12 protein-coding genes and 1 pseudogene are annotated in these 17,161 nt (G+C 66.5%); 6 read left to right on the top strand and 7 right to left on the bottom strand.

Annotation, left to right across the window (positions count from 1 at the left end; genetic code table 11):
- Window positions 1-5: 5 nt before the first annotated feature.
- The 5 genes from P0M04_RS05460 to P0M04_RS05440 are packed head-to-tail and all read right to left on the bottom strand — an operon-like array spanning window position 6 to window position 6,244.
- Window positions 6-1,115, bottom strand: coding sequence for a DegT/DnrJ/EryC1/StrS family aminotransferase (locus P0M04_RS05460; protein ID WP_259447941.1), 1,110 nt, complete (start codon window positions 1,113-1,115; stop codon window positions 6-8).
- The gene (locus P0M04_RS05455) at window positions 1,112-1,540 is read right to left on the bottom strand and encodes a sugar 3,4-ketoisomerase (protein WP_371877265.1); all 429 of its coding nucleotides are present in this window, start codon (window positions 1,538-1,540) and stop codon (window positions 1,112-1,114) included. The genes P0M04_RS05460 and P0M04_RS05455 overlap by 4 nt, the downstream gene beginning before the upstream one ends.
- Window positions 1,541-1,551: 11 nt before the next feature.
- Window positions 1,552-2,430, bottom strand: a complete 879-nt coding sequence (locus P0M04_RS05450) for a glycosyltransferase family 2 protein (protein WP_259447939.1) — start codon at window positions 2,428-2,430, stop codon at window positions 1,552-1,554.
- A gap of 12 nt (window positions 2,431-2,442) precedes the next feature.
- Entirely contained in the window at window positions 2,443-3,753 is a 1,311-nt protein-coding gene (locus tag P0M04_RS05445; protein WP_259447938.1) for a bifunctional glycosyltransferase/class I SAM-dependent methyltransferase, read from the bottom strand.
- Between the two features lie 22 nt (window positions 3,754-3,775).
- Window positions 3,776-6,244, bottom strand: coding sequence for an O-linked N-acetylglucosamine transferase family protein (locus P0M04_RS05440; RefSeq protein ID WP_259447937.1), 2,469 nt, complete (start codon window positions 6,242-6,244; stop codon window positions 3,776-3,778).
- Window positions 6,245-6,736: 492 nt separating this feature from the next.
- Between P0M04_RS05440 and P0M04_RS05435 the strand changes: the two genes are divergently transcribed.
- Together P0M04_RS05435 and P0M04_RS05430 are read left to right on the top strand one after the other, a co-directional pair.
- Window positions 6,737-7,519 carry an NF038120 family PEP-CTERM protein gene (locus tag P0M04_RS05435; RefSeq protein WP_259447936.1) on the top strand — a complete coding sequence of 261 codons (783 nt, stop codon included), beginning with the start codon at window positions 6,737-6,739 and terminating at the stop codon, window positions 7,517-7,519.
- A gap of 18 nt (window positions 7,520-7,537) precedes the next feature.
- On the top strand, window positions 7,538-10,690 hold the full coding sequence (locus P0M04_RS05430) for a S8 family serine peptidase (protein ID WP_259447935.1): 3,153 nt from the start codon (window positions 7,538-7,540) through the stop codon (window positions 10,688-10,690).
- Between the two features lie 85 nt (window positions 10,691-10,775).
- Here the strand turns inward: P0M04_RS05430 and P0M04_RS05425 are convergent, their stop codons facing one another.
- Entirely contained in the window at window positions 10,776-11,216 is a 441-nt protein-coding gene (locus tag P0M04_RS05425; protein ID WP_259447934.1) for a hypothetical protein, read from the bottom strand.
- Window positions 11,217-11,330: 114 nt separating this feature from the next.
- On the opposite strand from P0M04_RS05425, the gene P0M04_RS05420 reads away from it, so the two are divergent.
- Together P0M04_RS05420 and P0M04_RS05415 are read left to right on the top strand one after the other, a co-directional pair.
- Complete coding sequence (locus tag P0M04_RS05420) at window positions 11,331-12,509, top strand: MGDG synthase family glycosyltransferase (protein ID WP_259448490.1); 1,179 nt, start codon at window positions 11,331-11,333, stop codon at window positions 12,507-12,509.
- On the top strand, window positions 12,496-12,969 hold the full coding sequence (locus P0M04_RS05415) for a hypothetical protein (RefSeq protein WP_259447933.1): 474 nt from the start codon (window positions 12,496-12,498) through the stop codon (window positions 12,967-12,969). The genes P0M04_RS05420 and P0M04_RS05415 overlap by 14 nt, the downstream gene beginning before the upstream one ends.
- Here the strand turns inward: P0M04_RS05415 and P0M04_RS05410 are convergent.
- Window positions 12,938-13,669, bottom strand: a complete 732-nt coding sequence (locus P0M04_RS05410; RefSeq protein ID WP_259447932.1) for an HAD family hydrolase — start codon at window positions 13,667-13,669, stop codon at window positions 12,938-12,940. The genes P0M04_RS05415 and P0M04_RS05410 overlap by 32 nt on opposite strands.
- A 231-nt stretch (window positions 13,670-13,900) precedes the next feature.
- On the opposite strand from P0M04_RS05410, the gene P0M04_RS05405 reads away from it, so the two are divergent.
- Both P0M04_RS05405 and P0M04_RS32770 read left to right on the top strand, forming a co-directional pair.
- Window positions 13,901-14,113: a hypervirulence associated TUDOR domain-containing protein gene (locus tag P0M04_RS05405; protein WP_259447931.1), complete on the top strand. Its 213-nt coding sequence runs from the start codon at window positions 13,901-13,903 to the stop codon at window positions 14,111-14,113.
- 194 nt (window positions 14,114-14,307) lie between these two features.
- Window positions 14,308-17,052: pseudogene (locus tag P0M04_RS32770) on the top strand (beta strand repeat-containing protein); the annotation flags it as partial.
- Window positions 17,053-17,161 lie beyond the last annotated feature (109 nt).

Raw genomic sequence — 17,161 nt, 5'->3', positions numbered from 1 at the left:
GTCCTTTAGAGCGAAGCAACGGCCGCGCGCACGGCGGCGGCCACCTGTTCGACCTGGGCGGATGTCAGGCCCGGACCCATCGGCAGGCTCAGCACCTCGCGGTGGATCGCCTCGGCGATGGGGAAGTCGCCTTCCTTGTAGCCCAGTTCCGCGTACGCCTGCTGCAGGTGCGGCGCGATGGGGTAGTGGACGATCGTGCCGATGCCCGATTCGGCCAGCTTCGCGGCCAGCGCGTCGCGCTTCTCATGGCGCACGACATACAGGTGCCACACCGGCTCGGCCCACTCGGGCACGTGCGGCAGGCTCAACCCCTCGATGCCGGCCAGCAGGCGGTCGTATTGCGCGGCAACGGCGCGGCGCGCGGCATTGTCGGCATCCAGCGCGGCCAGTTTGACGGACAGGAACGCGGCCTGCAGCTCGTCCAGGCGCGAGTTAAAGCCTTGCACGAGGTTGTGGTATTTCTTTTGCGAACCGTAATTGCGGTAGGTGCGCACGATGGTGTCAAGCGCGTCGTCGTCCGTGACGATGCCGCCGCCGTCGCCCAGGGCGCCCAGGTTCTTGCCGGGATAAAAGCTGAACGCGGCCGCGTGACCGAGGCTGCCCGTGCGCCGGCCCTTGTAACGCGCGCCGTGGGCCTGCGCGGCGTCCTCGATGAGCTTCAGGCCGTGCTTGTCCGCCAGCGCGCGCAGCGGGCCCATGTCGGCCGGCTGGCCGTACAGGTGCACGGCGACGATCGCGCGCGTCCGCGGCGTGATCGCGGCTTCCACCAGGGCCGGGTCGAGGTTGAACGTCGCCTCGACGGGTTCCACCGGCACGGGCGTCGCGCCGCACTGGCTCACGGCCAGCCACGTGGCGATGAACGTGTTCGACGGGACGATGACTTCGTCGCCGGCCTGGATGCCGTAGCCCTTCAGCGCCAGCATGATGGCATCGAGGCCGTTGGCCACGCCGATGCCGTGCTTCGCTTCGCAATAGGCGGCGAAGCGCTGCTCGAACTGTTCGACTTCCTTGCCCAGGATGTACCAGCCGGATTCCAGCACGCGCGAAAACGCGGCCTGCAGGTCGGCGGCATGGGCCAGGTTGATGGCCTTCAGGTCGAGGAACGGGATGCTCATGGATTGGCTTTCTCGGAATCGTGACGGCGCACCATCGCGGCGAACTCGTCGTAGTCGTAGTAGTAGTCCGCCTTGTCGAACTTGGTCGAGGCCATCACGAGGCACACGCCGCCGGACGAAAAGTTCTCCACTTCGCGCCACATCATCTTCGGGATGTACAGGCCGTAGTACGAGCGGTTCAGGTGGAATTTCTTGCGTTCGTAGCCGTCGTCGACGATGACGTCGAAGCTGCCGGACATCGCGATCATCAGCTGCTGCAGCTCGACGTGGCCGTGGCCCGCGCGCGCCGAGCCGCCCGGCACGTCGTACAGGTAGTACACGCGCTCGATGTCGAACGGGATGTGGATGCCGCCCTCGACCACCGACAGGTTGCCGCGCGGGTCGTGGTGTTTCGGCAGGTCGATGAGGCGGCACTGTTCCATCATGGCCATGATGATCAATCCTTCAGGTTGGCGAGGTAAGCGAGGTAGCGTTCGTACGCGGGCGGGATCTGCGCGAACACGCCGCGCAGCGTCTCGAACACGCCGTGCACCTGGTCGCGCGTGCCGGCAAGTTCCGCCGTCGTGATCACGCCCTGCGCATGGGCGGCCCACAGCAGGTCGATGTAGTCGGAGAAGCAGTAGCCGAAGTTCGGGTTCGCGTTCGGGTTCGAGTTCGACTGCAGCACCGGATCGCGCCGGAAGTAGCTCAGTTCCTCGTCGATGTAGAACGCCGAACCGCCCGCGGCCAGGTTGATGTAGGCCGCGACGTCGGCCAGGCCGTGCGTGCAGTCGTGCGGGCCCACGGCGAACAGCGCCTTCGGACCGATGTTCCACAGCGTGTCGCGCCGGCACAGGATGGTCGAGAACTCGCCGACGAAGTTGCGCATGCCGAGCGTCATGTCGCGCTGCATGTCGCGGCCCGTCATGCTGCCGGTGGCTTCGTACGGACGGCGCGTCTCGACGCGGCGGTTGGCGGCGTCGATCACCTGGCTGGCGGAGAACACGAGTTGTACGTCCGGCCGGTCCTGCAGCGCGGCGACCATGCGCTCGATGCAGAACGGATGCAGGATGTCGTCGTCGAACAGGGGCTTGATCAACTCGCCTTTGCCCGAATAAAACGCGGCCAGCACGTTCGCTTCGCGGATGGCGCTGTTGCGCTGGTAGATGACGCCGGGGAAGCGCGCGCAGATGTCGCGGATGGCTTCCGTTTTGCAGTTGTCGCTGACGACGATCTCGGTGTTCGGATACGTCTGGCCGATGGCCGAGCGCAGGCATTGCTCGAAGTGCTCGGCCTTGTACGACGGGATGACGATGCTGACTTTGGGGTAGTGCATGGGGATCTCCCGTCAGGTGGCTTGCGCCACGATCACGAATTGCCAGGCCTGGGCATCCTGCACGGCCAGTTCGCCGTCGGTGTTGCCCGCCTGGGCCAGCGCGCGGATGGCGGGCAGGAAGGCGTCGCGTCCCGGCTCGTCGCGTACCACCGGCGAGCCGCCGATGAAATTGAAACCGGCGGCGCGCAGCAGGTCCAGGATCGTCGCGCGCGTAAAGAGGTGCAGGTCGCCCGGCGCCACCGGCGTGTCGGCGCGGTAGTGCAGGTCGCCCAGCGCGAGGCGCGCGAACACGCTCCAGTGCTGGCTGTTGCGGATCGACAGGACCACCTTGCCGCCCGGCGCGATCTGGCGCCGCACCATGGCCAGCAGGGCGGCCGGGTCGCGCACCTGGGAGAGCACGTCGCCCAGCACCCAGCAGTCGGCGCCGGCCGTGTGTGCGCCGAGGCGCCAGTCGGCCGTTTCGACGTCGGCGTTGAACACGTAGTCGCAATGCGGGCGCGCCAGGTCGGCCAGCTTCGCGTCCTTCTCGATGCCGGTGTAGCGCACGATCGGGAAGCGGGCGCGGTAGGCCTTGGCGAACGTGCCGTCGCCGCAGCCGACGTCGACGACGCGCTGCGCATCTTCCGGCATGAAGTGCAGCAGGTAGGCATTGACTTCGCTGCCGGCCGACGGCAGGTCGTAGTGATAGCCGCCCGTGCGCTTGACGGTGCCCTGCCACGGATGCCTGATGAAGTGGATCGCGTCGGGCGAATGAAAATCGTCCTTGACCCAGTCCACGTGGCCGATCAGGTCATGGCGGCCGGCACGGTGGATGGCGAGCATGGTCGTGATCAGGGGCGCGCCGTGCTTGATCGGCAGGGGCCAGCGGCGCACGACGTCGATGTCGACGAGCATGCAGGCCGGGTGCAGGTACGCGACCTCGCCGTCGTCCGGACGGTCGTAGCCCTGCTCGTTGACCTGCTGGATGCCGCCCACGCCCCACATGCCGGGCTGGAGGTGCGAGTGCAGCGACTCGAGGAAGCCGGCGCGCTTGATCTCCACGTCCGAGTCGAGGAACAGCACCTGGCCGGACAGCGGCAGGTTCTCGATCGCCCACGTCATGCCGGGGCCGTGGTGGATGTTGTAGCCGAACGGGATGAATTCGACGTTCGGGAAGCGCGCCGTCACGGGCGCGATCTGTTCGGCGATCTCGGGACGCGAGCCGTCGATCACGTACACCTTGTTCGGATAGAACTGGCGGAACGTGCGCAGCAGGGCTTCGATCAGGTCCGGCGAGTTGTACGAGACCGTGACGACGGGGATGTTGGCGATGGCGTTGTCCATGTTTTCCGGTTGTTCCGGTGAGTCAGGCGGCGATGGCGCGCACCAGGTATTGATAGGGCAGGGCATCCTGCACGGCCAGCTCGGGATCGGCGCCGCTGGCAGCGGCCAGGGCGCGGATCGCGTCCAGCACGACTTGCGGCGGCTGCTGTGCGTTCACGGTCGTCATGGCGACGAGCGTGAAGCCGTTTTCGGCCAGCAGCGCCGCGAGCGACGCGCGCGTGAACAGGTGCAGGTTGCGCCGGTCCGGCATGTTGCCCGCGGCGCGCAGCGCCTGTCCGAGCCAGTGCTGGCCGTTGTTGACGCACGCGACCAGCTCCACGGGACCAAGTGCCTGGCGGCGCAGGCGCGCGAGGAACGCCCACGGGTCGCGCAGGCGTTCCAGCGTTTCCGGAAACAGCCAGCACTGGGCCGCGGCCAGTTGCTGCCAGTCGGCGTCCGTCAGTTGTTCGGCGTCGCGCTCGATGGCGGCGGTGCTCCATCCGGCGGGGGCACCGACGGCCGTGTAATGCGACAGCGGTGCGCGCGAGCGCCAGCCTTGCGCGAGTGTCGCGCCGCCCACTTCGACGATGCTGTGCATGCCGGGACGCAGCAGCGACAGCATGCTCTCCTGCTGCAGCGTCAGTTGCGCGGGCGGCGGTACTTCCTGCATGCGGGCGACCGTCGGCTCGTCGACCGGTTCGACGCCTGCCGGACGCCGGACGACGGTGGCCAGCAGGTCTTCGTAGTCGCGCACGAAGCGCGGCGTGTCGAACAGGGGGCTCGCGTCGCGGTTGGCCGCGAGGCGCGCGCGCAGCGCGTCCATGCGCGGGCGGTCGTTGCCGAGGGCGATGGCGAGCGCCTCGTAGTCTTCCAGCGCGTGCGTGACGAGTTCCGGCAGGCCCACCGCGCGCAGCAGGCTGCCCGCCATGCGCGAGCAGAAGGTCTGGCCGGCCCACGTCAGCACGGGGAGGCCGGCCCACAGGGCGTCGCTGGCGGTGGTGCCGCCGTTGAACGGGTTCGTGTCGAGGAACAGGTCGGCCAGGCGGAAGCGGGCCAGGTAATCGGCCGGCGCCACGCGTCCCGCGAACAGCAGGCGGCTGCCTTGCACGCCGCGCGCCTCGGCCTCGCGCACGAGGTTGGCGCGGGTGGCGTCGCTGTCGGCCACCATCCACAGCACGCTGTCCGGCACCTGCTTCAGGATGCGCATCCAGCTGTCGAACACTTCGGGCGTGATCTTGAAATTGCTGTTGAAGGAGCAGAACACGAACGCGCCGTCCGGCAGGCCGTTCGCCGCGCGCGTGGACGTGGGACCGATGGCACGGCGGCGGTCGTTGATCTGGAACGTGTGCGGCATGCGCAGCGGCCGTTCCGTGAAGTGCGGCTCCAGTGCGAAAGGGAACACGAAGTCGTCGGCCACCACGTAGTCGATGCCGGGCACCGCCGTCGGGCCGGGAAAGCCCAGCCACGTCAGTTGCACGGGGGCGGGACGCCAGCCGAGGATGTCGGCGCGCGCGCCCAAGGTGAGGCCGTGCAGGTCGACGAGGATGTCGATCTCGTGCGAGCGGATACAGCGCGCCGCTTCCTCGTCCGTCATGCGGTCGATGCGGATATAGTGGTCCATCGCGCCGACCACGCGGGCGCGCAGCGGCGAATTGTCTTCGCGGCTCCAGGAAAACGCGTAGACCTCGACGCGGGAACGGTCGTGCAGTTCGTACAGTTCGGCCGTCAGGATCGACACCGCATGCGAGCACAGGTCGGACGACAGATAGCCGATGCGGATGCGCTTGTGGGCATAGCCCCCGGCCGGCGCCAGTTGCTCGGGCGCCGCGTGCACCTTGCGCTCGACGAAGTTGAGCGACGCGGCCAGTTGCTCGGCCGGATCGGGCGACGCGCCCAGCATCGCGAGCGCCGACGTGTGGCGGCGCTGTTCTTCCACCGTGACGCCCGCAAAGGCCGCGTAGATGGGCCACACGCACAGCTTCTGGCGCAGGTGTACCCAGTGCGTGATGACCTTGGGCTGGTCCGGGTCGAGTTCCAGGCTGCGCGTGAGATAGTCCAGCGCTTCCGGCAGGCGCTTGCGGATTTCGCACAGGCGGCCCAGGTTGTTCAGGGCCTGCACGTGCAGTGCCGGCTTCGCGGCCAGGTCCGGGATGTCGGCGAGGATGCCCTGCCATGCGGCCAGCGCGTCGTCGGGCCGGTTCATGCGTTCGTACAGCGTGCCGAGATTCAGGCGCGCCTCGACGAAGCCGGGGGCGAGTTCGATCGCCTTCAGGTAATCGCGGGCGGCGCCCGCATCGTCCCCCACATTGCCGCGCGCGACGGCGAGGTTGAAGCAGGCGGCGTACGCGGCCGGGGAGGCCGTGTGCGCGATCCAGGATTCGTATAACCGGATGGCTTCCTGCTGCAACCCCAGCTCGACCAGCGTCTGCGCACCCTGGAACAGTTCACCGAGCGGCAGCACGCCACGTTCGGCCTGGCGGAACAAAGCATCGGTGTGCGCGGGAACATTCATCCTGGATAGGTCTCTCGAGTCTGCTGCGGGGAAGCGTAATCATACTCTGTCAGAGTGTCTCCAGCGAACGTTTGTGGCCTGTGAGCAACCAAATGGCGTCATCCTTTTGTACCCAAGTTTTCAATCAAGCATGAACATTTGCAAGGACTGAAACGGTTCTTGGCAAAGTGTCTGCACCGACGCGTTCAAACCTTGTCATATTTCCATGAGGATATATTTGCAAAGGATTAGCACACGCAATGATGTCCGTCTAGCAATTTTTGTATTTGTAGCGACTTGTAATTAAAAAACGACAATTTCTTGCGTTTCGGTATGGCTGTTTTCATAGGGAAATCCAAATTTTGTTCAATATCAAGAGATCAGCACAATAGTTAATTCGGATATTTTTTTTCGAATAAATATTGTTTTCTTGCTACATTGAAAAGTCGTGCTGTTGGTAAAAAAACACGTAGGTCCGATACCCATCGGTGCTTCCATTTCAAGGCGAGAGACATGACAACCAATCCGACTTCTTGCGTATCCCGTGCCCAACCCGGGCTGAACAAACTGGTCCTCGGCGTAGCCACCGCGCTCGCGCTGCTGGGCTCGGCAACCGCCACCGCTGCCGTGGTGAACTTCGAATCCCTGAGCCCCGACGGTATTTATGTCGACGGCGACACCGTCGGCGAGGCCGGCTACACCCTGCAGGCGGTCGACAACCACGGCGGCACGAGCGGCGTCGTCGGCCTGCTCCTCAACGGCATGGACCCGACCAGCTGCTGGCTGGGCGGCTGCCCGACCAACAACACGAGCCATTCCTACCTGGGCCTGAACGACGGCGGCGTCACCATCAAGAAGGACGACGGCGGCCGGTTCAGCCTGCGCAGCCTCGATTTCGGTTTCGTCGCCCCGTTCGGCGGCCTGGCGAACTTCTCGTACGGCCAGCTGCAACTGACCGGCACCCTCGCGAACGGCGGCACGGTTGGCTGGTCGCTCAACTTCCCGGGCACCGACAGCAACGGCGATCCCCTGTTCGACTCGGCCACGCTGCCGGCGGGCTTCGGCTACGCTGAGCTGACGGGCCTGACGATCCGCGCCTGCCTGTTCGACGGTAACGGCGGCTGCACCGTGGCGCCGGACATTTCCGATCCGTCGATCTACCAGGCCCAGTTCGCCATCGACAACCTCGCACTGGCCGAAGTGCCGGAGCCGGGCAGCCTCGCGCTGATCGGCCTGGGCATGGGCGCGTTCCTGGCGCGCCGCCGCAAGTCCGCCCCTTCGTCCAACACCATCTGAGCCGCCGAGGTACCGACCATGAAACTGCGTCCCATCACTTCGGCCGTCCTGTTCGCGCTGACCGTCGCGGCCGCCACCCACGCCTATGCCGACGGCGAAGTCCGCCGCTCCTACATCGTCCAGTTGGCCGACAAGCCGGTCGCCACCTATGACGGCGGCGTCAGCGGCCTCACGGCCACCAAGCCGGCCGCCGGGCAGCGCCTGAACGTCGACGCGACCAGCGTCCAGAACTACATCACCTACCTGGAGACCAAGCAGTCCGACGTCCTGTCGACCGTCAACAAGGCCCAGGTCACCAACGAATACAAGGTTGTCTTCAACGGCTTCTCGGCCCTGCTGACCGACGCCGAGGTCCGCGCGCTGAAGAAGAATCCGGGCGTCGCCAGCATCTCGGCCGACAATATCCTGCAGCTCGACACGAGCTACACCCCGACGTTCCTCGGCCTCGATAAACCGGGCGGCCTGTGGGACCAGCTCGGCGGCCAGGACAAGGCCGGCGAAGGCATCATCATCGGTATCGTCGACGGCGGCATCTGGCCGGAGCATGACAGCTTCGCCGACCGCGTCGACGAGAACGGCAATCCGAGCCGCGACGGCTCCAAGCTCGCCTACACGGCGCCGCCGGCGTCCTGGAAAGGCATCTGCCAGGTCGGTGAAGGTTTCGCGGTCACCGATTGCAACAACAAGCTGATCGGTGCGCGCTACTTCAAGCAGCCGACGCAGACCTTGCACTGGACCGAATTTTTGTCGGCGCGCGACTCGGTCGCCGGCGCGGAAGGCCACGGCGGCCACGGCGACCACACGGCCAGCACGGCCGGCGGCAATGCGCACGTGACGGCCACGACCAACGGGCTCTCGCTCGGCAAGATCACCGGCATGGCGCCGCGCGCCCGCATCGCCGCCTATAAAGTCTGCTGGACCGACGGCGGCACCGGCCTGAACGGCTGCGCCACGTCGAACAGCGTGGCCGCGATCGAACAGGCCGTGAAGGATGGCGTGAACGTCATCAACTTCTCGATCGGCCCGAACGCTGGCGGCGGCGCGTTCAACGAACCGACCGAAGTCGCCTTCCTCGGCGCGGCCGCGGCCGGCGTGTTCGTGGCGGCATCGGCCGGCAACTCCGGCCCGGCGACGGCACCGGTCGCCCACATCAGCCCGTGGCTGACCACGGTCGGCAACTCGACGCACAACCGCACCTATGCGGGCGACGTCGCGCTGGGCAACGGCGTGACCGTCACCGGCGCGTCCGGCAATGCGAATACGCCGTCGTCGCCGCTCATCCTGGCCAAGGATGCCGGCCTGGCGGGCGTCGATCCGGCTGACCCGAGCCTGAACCTGTGCTTCGGCCCGGCCGACGGTCCGACCACGTACCTCGATCCGGCAAAGGTGACGGGCAAGATCCTCGTCTGCGACCGCGGCAGCAACGTGCTCGTCAACAAGAGCGCGAACGGCAAGACGGCCGGCGCCGTGGGCGTCATCATCGCCAACACGCCGACCAGCGCGCAGACCACGCTGAACCAGGCGCACAGCATCTCGACCGTCCACATCTCGAGCACGGACGGCGCGACGCTCAAGGCCTACTATGCCTCGACGCCGGGCGCCACCGCCGCGCTGAACAACCTGCGCGGCATCGTCGATCCGAAGATCGTCGCACCGCAGATGAACAGCAGTTCGTCGCGCGGCCCGAACGTGGCCAACGCCAACATCATGAAGCCGGACGTCACCGCGCCGGGCACGGACATCCTGGCGGCCGTCAGCGCCGACCTGACCAAGGCCCAGCGCAACGCGGTCGCCGCCGGCGCACCCGCACCGTCGAAGGACTTCGCGTTCTACACCGGCACCTCGATGGCGTCGCCGCACGTGGCCGGCATCGCCGCGCTGCTGAAACAGCGCCATCCGGACTGGACGCCGGCGATGATCAAGTCGGCCCTGATGACGACCGCGTATGACACCTTCAACGACGGCCAGAACGGCGCGGTGTCCTGGGACAGCTCGGCGCGTACGACCGGCACGCTGCCGTGGGGCCAGGGCGCCGGCCACGTGGCGCCGTCCACCGCCGTCGATCCGGGCCTCGTGTACGACCTGGCGACGATCGACTACGCGCGCTTCCTGTGCGGCCTCGGCATCACCAACGTGTTCAGCCCGGGCACCTGCGCGGCCGTCGGCACGATCCAGCCGTACAACCTGAACCTGCCGTCGCTGACGGCCGCCAACGTGCTGGGCATCCAGACGCTGACCCGCACCGTGAAGAACGTGGGCGGCAGCGCGGCGACGTACAACGTCAACGCGACGCTGCCGGGCTACACGGTCGACGTGCAGCCGGCCACGCTGAACCTGGCACCGGGCGCGAGCGCCACGTACACCGTCAAGCTGACCCGCACCAGCGCGCCGATGAACACATGGGTGTACGGCAAGCTGACCTGGAGCGACGGCACGCACACGGTGCGCAGCCCGCTGACGGCGCGCGCCTCCACGATCGCCGTACCGGCCACGGTGCAGAGCGAAGCGACGTCCGGCACCAAGGTCGTCACCATCGGTACCGGCTACGCCGGCTCGCTGTCCCTCGCCAAGGCCGGCCTGATCCCGGCCACCGAGTTCAGCTCGACGGTGGTCACCGCGACGAACACGGCCAACAGCGTGTGCACGGGCGGCGGCGGTACGGGCGTGAACGTCCACACCGTCACCATCCCGGCCGGCACGACCACGGCCCGCTTCGCGCTGTACGACAGCGACACGGTCGGCACCGGCAACGGCCTGTCCGACCTGGACCTGGTGGTGGCACGCGGCACGACCGTCGTCGGCACCAGCGGCGGCCAGACGTCCAACGAGATGGTCACGCTGACCAATCCGCCGGCAGGCGAGTACAAGGTGTGCGTCGTCGGCTATGACCCGGTGGGCGGCAGCGCGACGTACAAGCTGTCGAGCTGGGTGCTGAGCCCGACCGTGACCGGCGGCAACTTCAAGGCCGTCGCACCGAGCCAGGTCGCCCTGGGCGGCACGGCGTCGGTGGCACTGTCGTGGTCCGGTCTCGCGACCGGGAAGCGTCACCTGGGTTCGGTCGCCTACGTGACCGGCGGTTCCACGGTCGGCACGACGATCGTCGAAGTCGACACGACGGATCCGATCCCGCTGTTCCAGAACGCCGGCAACAAGCAGGCGAAGGTCGAGTAATCGTCCTGGCAGGGGTCGCCACGAGCGGCCCTCAATGACAAAGGCCGCGGTGCATGCCGCGGCCTTTGTCGTTTGTGATGAAGTATCAGCGGGCCACAGGGGCCATCCCGCCGGGACCGTTGTTCGTGGCGCGCAGCACGCACTGGCCGGCGGCGCACGTCGCACCCGGATCGGGGACGACGGAGCAGGTCGACATCATGCCCTTCTTGGTGTCCTCGGCCTGGCGCGCGGCCGCGTGCTCGGCCACGAGCGCGCGCAGGCGCGTGCCGTCGTCGTTCCTGCTGGACCATGCGAGGTAGCGCTCGGGGCCGCCGCACGCCTTGTGGCCGACGCCGATCGTGTGGCACTGGTCGTCCGAATCGCAGGCGAGGTTGCCGCGCGCGGCCTCGATGCGGGCCAGCAGGGGCGCGCTGCCCGTGGCGGTGGAAGGTGCCTGCGGCGCATCGCTGCGGCAGGCGCTGCTCGCCAGCAGCAGGGTCAGGCCGGCCAGGCGGGCGAGGGTGCGAGGTAGGGTGTGCGGGTTCATGGACCCATGATCGCGTGCATGGCCGCGCTTGGCAAGGGGCGCACGCGCCGTCACGGCACCGTCACATTCAAGCGCTACATTGCCCTCATCGATATGCACGGCAAGGCGAGCGCGATGGGTGGGCGTTGGTTGGAGGGCGAAGGCAAGTCGGGCAAGCGCATCCTCGTGCTGAGCGTGCCGGCCGGTGCCGGCCATACGCGCGCGGCCGAGGCGATCCGCGCCGCCGCATCCGCCGTGCCCGGCATCGGCGAGGTGATCCACCTGGACGCGACTGCCTACGCGACGCCGCGCCTGCGCCAGGTCTACGCCGACCTCTACATCATGCTCGTGCAACGCGCGCCCGCCGTGTGGAGCTGGCTCTATCACACCACCAACACCGCCGCGCCGGACGGCTGGGCGCACCGGCTGCGGCGCCGCATCGAACGCCGCGACTGCGCGCCGCTGCTGGCGAAAATCGCCGGGCTGCGCCCGGATGCCATCGTCTGCACGCATTTCCTGCCGGCCGAGATCCTGTCGCGCGAGGTTGCCGCCGGCGCCTTGCGGTGTCCGGTATGGGTGCAGGTGACCGACTTCGACCTGCACCGCATGTGGGTGCACCGGCACATGGCCGGCTATTTCGCGGGCAATGACGAGGTGGCGTTCCTGATGGAAAAGCACGGCATCGGGCGCGACGGCATCCACGTCACCGGCATCCCGGTCATGCCGGCCTTTACGGGCCGGCCGGACCGCACAGCGTGTGCGCGCGAGCTCGGCATCGATCCCGACCGGATGACGTTCCTGCTGATGGGCGGCGGCGCGGGGCTGGGCGGCCTGTCCACGCTGGCGCAGCGCCTGCTGGCGATTCCCGGTCAGTTCCAGTTGATCGCGCTGGCGGGCCGCAACGTGGCCGAACTGGCGGCGCTGCGGCGGCTGGCGGCCGCGTATCCGGGCCGGCTCGTGCCGCAGGGTTTTACGGACAACGTCGAGCGCCTGATGGCCTGCGCCGACGTGGCCATCACGAAGCCGGGCGGGGCGACGACGGCGGAGTGTCTCGCACTGGGCCTGCCCATGATCGTGAACGCGTCGATCCCCGGCCAAGAAGAGAGAAACGCCAATTTTTTGCTCGAACATGGCGCCGCGATGAAGGCGTTCGATGCGCCGTCGCTGGAATACCGCGTGCGCTACCTGATGGCGCATCCGGCCGAACTCGCCACCATGCGTACCCGCGCCCTCGCGCTGGGCCGTCCCCATGCCGCGGCCGCCGTGCTGGCCGCCATCCTGAAGCAGACCGAACCCATCGATGCCTTTGTTTGAACTCTCCCATGCCGGCCAGTTCGTTGCGACCCTGGCCGCCGTCGTCGTTGCCGCTTACTTTTTTGCCCGCGTCGAAGTCGAGATCGAAGGCGACGCCGGCTGGGCCGCGAACCTGCCCACCTGGCGCATCGAAGCGCATCCGCTGCTCGACATCTTCTGGGGCGGCCGCGCGCTGACGGGCTACCACGCGTGGATGTTTTCCTTCATCGGCGTCATGTTTCACATTCCGATGGCCTTCATGGGGCTCTGGTCGCCGCAGCTCGAAGCGCGCGCGCTCGGCGCCGTGATGCTGTTCTGGATCGTCGAGGACTGGCTGTGGTTCGTCGTCAATCCCGCCTTCGGCTGGCGCCGTTTTAAACGCGAACTGGTCCCGTGGCACAAGCGCTGGTTTGCGGGCGCGCCTGTCGATTACTGGATGTTCGGCGCCGTCAGCGCGCTGCTGTTCTGGTACGCGTACTGACCCGGCCGCCACGACGGTTGCCCAGGTCGAGCGCGTGGCGGATGCGCTGGCACAGTTCGCCGGACGTGCGCGAGATCAGTTCGTGCGGGATCTCGAATTTCTCCGTCAGCCGGTCGTAGTCCTCGAAGCCGTACGACACCATGAACGGATGCATGCCGGTGCCGATGGCGGCAGCGAAATCCTTGTGCTCGTCGCCGCACACGTAGGCGCGCGCGGGATTGATGCCGAACTGTTCGCGGATGGCGCGGAACTGGCTCGTCTTCTTTTCCGAGAGCGGAATGTGGACGAGGAAGTCGAGCGCGTTGATGTCGATGTCGTGGCGCTGGAACAGCTGGCGCAGCGTCTCCAGGGGTTCGTTCGTGATGTTGCGCGTGACCATGCCGACGACGACGTCCGGCGCGGCGACCAGTTCCCGCACGAGGTCGGGAATGCCGTCGTACATGGCCGCTTCCTGGCGGTAGACTTCCGTGAGGCTGTCGACGAGCCTGGTCCGGCTGTTCTTGCGTAGGTTCTTCTTGATGATCGAGGGGAATTCCTTCAGGCCGCCGAGATACTTGAACAGGTTGTGGCGCTTCTGGAACCGCGCTTCGTCGCCGATGTCCAGCCCGTGCCGCGAAAAGGCCGCTTCGATGGCGGAAAAGGCGTCGATGGTGGTGCCGTCCGCGTCGAGGATCAGCAGGCGTTTCCTGGATTTGTACATGTGCGTCGTGGCCGGATTCCGTTGCCTCATCATACGCACGGGCACGTTACGGGCGTATGACTTCAGCGCCGGAACAGGACGAACGAGAGAGACGCGATCGCAACGCGCAACCCTGCCATTGCAGCAGAACGCCCGCGCACTGGCCTGATTCCGCTTAATCGACGCTGGCGTGCGGGGCGGGCGTGTCAGGTGTGCTGAAATGGCGCGTCGATATCGCGAAAGGAGACAGGCATGACAAACGAATTCAAGCCGGGCGACAAGGTCGAGTGGCACTCGTCGCAGGGAACCGTGCGTGGCACGGTCAAGAAAAAATTGACGGCGCACACGGCGATCAAGCAGCACGAGGTCGCCGCGTCGCCCGAGCATCCGGAATACCTTGTCGTCAGCGACAAGACGGGGGCGGAAGCGGCGCACAAGGGGAGTGCACTGAAGAAGGTCGGGTAACGGGTTATGCAATCGCGGGGAAAGATTGCACATTGCATAAAAGTTATTTTTGTTTCAAGGTTTTGTCACAACAGCCATTCGATCTTGCTTTTCGGAATAGTGACAATCTGAAATAATCGTTGCGATAACTCCAAGTGCGATATGCGCACGACATACCTCCCTACGCGATCCGTTTTCATCCTTCTTTTGCAAACATGGCCACTCTTAACGGTACCTCTTCGAATGACACCCTGACCGGAGGCACCGGTCCCGACACTGCGGTGATCGCCACCGCGACACCGATGACCATGTTCAGCCTGGACGGCACCGGACGCTGGATCGTGACCAGCACCCAGGGCGTCGATACGCTGGCCAGCATCGAAACCGTCAACTTCCTCGACTCGACGATCGGTCTCGGGATCGGCGGGATCCAGACCCTGAATGCGGCGGGCACCGGTACGCAAAAGTCGCCCGTCGTCGCCACGCTCGCCAACGGCGATTACGTGGTCAGCTGGGATTTCGCCAGCTACGACGGCATCATGGTGCAGCGTTTCAGCGCGGCCGGCGAAAGCCTGGGCGCGCCGTACACGATCGGCACACTGGGATCGGGCTATCCGGGCGTGTCGGCCGTCGGCGCCCTTGCAGGCGGCGGCTTCGTGGTGGCGTTTACACTGGAGTACAACCAGGGCGGCCTGTATGCGCAACGCTTCGATGCGTCCGGCGCGCCCGTCGGCGCACAGATCACGGTGTATCCCGCCGAGAATTACGGCTTCTTCTATTCGCCGACCGTGACCGCGCTGCCGAACGGCGGCTTCATGATCGGCTACGACCGCGACGCGGTCAACAACGTGGGCGCCGTTCCGCAACTCGTCACGTACGACGCGTCCGGCAACCGGACCGGGTCGCTTGCTCCCACCGCCCGCAGCGACGATACGTCGAACGTGAACATGGACGTCGCCGCGCTGGCCAAGGGCGGTTTTGTCGCCACGTACCTGGGCAGCGGCGACGCGTTGTACACGCAGGGCTTGTATGCCCAACGGTTCAACAGCGATGGCACGAAGAACGGCGCGGAGATCGAACTGGTCGCGCTGGGGAGCAATGGCGCCCAGGATCCTGCCGTCGCAGCCCTGGCCGACGGCGGTTTTGCCGTGACCTGGACGCAGGGCGGCGTGTACACGCAGCGTTTCGATGCCTCGGGTGTCGCGGCCGGCACCGCCGTCAAGCTCGGCGGCAATGACTACAACAACATCGGTTCGAGTCCGGTCATTACCAGCCTGAGCGACGGCGGCTATCTCGTCGCCTGGCAGACGGGCTATTACAGCACCGGTGCCGCCCACGCCCAGCGCTTCGACGCGAAAGGCGTCATGGTCGGCAGCGACATCGTCCTGCCCGTCACCGCGACGGGTAACGGCCAGCTCGACATCGCGGCGCAGGCGGGCGGCGGGTTCGTCGTCACCTGGACCGGGACCGACAACCACATCCACACGGCGCGTTACGATGCGGCGGGCTTGCCGGTCCTGTATTCCATGACCGGCGACGCCGGGCCGAACACGATCTACTTCGCCGGCACGCAAGCGGTGCGGCTTACCGGCGGCGGCGGCGACGATGCCCTGACCGGCGGCGCCGGCGCCGACATCCTCGACGGCGGCAGCGGTGCCGATACGCTGGCCGGGGGCTCCGGCAACGACATCTACCTTGCCGACGTCCTCGATACGATCAGCGAAGCGGCCAATGAAGGTATCGACACCGTCCGGATCGGCGCCAGCTATACCCTCGACCGCAACATCGAGAATGCCCTGCTGACGGGCTCGGGCAGCTATAACCTGAGCGGCAATTCGCTCGGCAACCTCCTGACCGGCAACACGGGAAGCAATGTCCTGAACGGCGGCGCGGGGGCCGACACGATGGCCGGCGGTGCCGGCGACGACACGTACGTCGTCGATTCCGGAAGCGACGTCGTGACCGAAGCCGAGGGCGCCGGTACCGACACGGTCAGCAGCACCGTGAGCCTTACGCTGGCCGCCAATGTCGAGAACCTGAAGCTGGCGGGAAGCCAGTCGATCAATGGTACCGGTAATGCGCTGGACAACCAGATTACCGGCAATTCCGGTGCGAATATGCTCGACGGCGGCGCCGGCGCCGACGTCCTGACCGGCGGTGCCGGTGACGATACGTATATCGTCGACGCCAAGGACCGTATCGTCGAACTGGCGGACGGCGGCAAGGACCTGGTATATGCCGGCTTCAGCTACACGCTGGGTGCCAACCTGGAAAACCTGACGCTGTCGGGCACTGCAGGTTATTCCGCCACGGGCAATGAACTGAACAATGTCCTCACCGGGAACAGCGGCAACAACGCGCTGGACGGCAAGGCGGGCGCCGACACCATGAACGGCGGCCAGGGCAACGACACCTATTACGTCGACAATGCGGGCGACGTGACCTACGATGGCGGCGGCGGTACGGACGCCGCGTTCACCACGGTCAGCCATACGATCGGCTCCGGCATCGAAAACCTGACCCTGATGGGGATCGATTCGATCAACGGCACCGGCAACGAGGGCAACAACCGGATCACCGGCAATGTCGGCGACAACATCCTGATCGGCGGCCTGGGTACCGACACCCTGGTCGGCGGCGACGGCAACGATACGCTGCATGCGAACAATGGCGTACAGGCCGTAGGCTACTACTACGGCAACAACGACGACCAGCTGTACGGCGGCACCGGCAACGATGTGTATTACGTGAACGGGGACGCCGCGGACGTCATCGAACTGGCCGGACAGGGCAACGACACGGTCTACGCCGGCGTGCAGACCAACTACACGCTGGCGGCCAACCTGGAGAGCCTGGTGCTGGTCGCCGATCCGACCCAGGGTGCCAATATCGACGTCGGCGGGATCGGCAATGGCCTCAACAACAGCATCACAGGCACGGCAGGCGACAACGTGCTCGACGGCGCCGCCGGTGCCGATACGCTGATCGGCCTGGGGGGCGACGATACCTACATCGTCGACAATGCGGGCGACAAGGTGGTCGAAGCGGCGGGGGCGGCATCGACGAGGT

Origin of the sequence: Telluria mixta (assembly GCF_029223865.1) — a bacterium.
GTDB classification, from domain to species: Bacteria; Pseudomonadota; Gammaproteobacteria; order Burkholderiales; family Burkholderiaceae_D; genus Telluria; species Telluria mixta.
This window is presented reverse-complemented; position numbering and strand designations above follow the sequence as displayed.

Excerpts from the sequence above, each read along its gene's own strand:
- P0M04_RS05460 (WP_259447941.1), bottom strand. The coding sequence starts at position 1,115 with ATGAGCATCCCGTTCCTCGACCTGAAGGCCATCAACCTGGCCCATGCC.
- P0M04_RS05455 (WP_371877265.1), bottom strand. The coding sequence starts at position 1,540 with ATGATGGAACAGTGCCGCCTCATCGACCTGCCGAAACACCACGACCCG.
- P0M04_RS05450 (WP_259447939.1), bottom strand. The coding sequence starts at position 2,430 with ATGCACTACCCCAAAGTCAGCATCGTCATCCCGTCGTACAAGGCCGAG.
- P0M04_RS05445 (WP_259447938.1), bottom strand. The coding sequence starts at position 3,753 with ATGGACAACGCCATCGCCAACATCCCCGTCGTCACGGTCTCGTACAAC.
- P0M04_RS05440 (WP_259447937.1), bottom strand. The coding sequence starts at position 6,244 with ATGAATGTTCCCGCGCACACCGATGCTTTGTTCCGCCAGGCCGAACGT.
- P0M04_RS05435 (WP_259447936.1), top strand. The coding sequence starts at position 6,737 with ATGACAACCAATCCGACTTCTTGCGTATCCCGTGCCCAACCCGGGCTG.
- P0M04_RS05430 (WP_259447935.1), top strand. The coding sequence starts at position 7,538 with ATGAAACTGCGTCCCATCACTTCGGCCGTCCTGTTCGCGCTGACCGTC.
- P0M04_RS05425 (WP_259447934.1), bottom strand. The coding sequence starts at position 11,216 with ATGAACCCGCACACCCTACCTCGCACCCTCGCCCGCCTGGCCGGCCTG.
- P0M04_RS05420 (WP_259448490.1), top strand. The coding sequence starts at position 11,331 with ATGGGTGGGCGTTGGTTGGAGGGCGAAGGCAAGTCGGGCAAGCGCATC.
- P0M04_RS05415 (WP_259447933.1), top strand. The coding sequence starts at position 12,496 with ATGCCTTTGTTTGAACTCTCCCATGCCGGCCAGTTCGTTGCGACCCTG.
- P0M04_RS05410 (WP_259447932.1), bottom strand. The coding sequence starts at position 13,669 with ATGTACAAATCCAGGAAACGCCTGCTGATCCTCGACGCGGACGGCACC.
- P0M04_RS05405 (WP_259447931.1), top strand. The coding sequence starts at position 13,901 with ATGACAAACGAATTCAAGCCGGGCGACAAGGTCGAGTGGCACTCGTCG.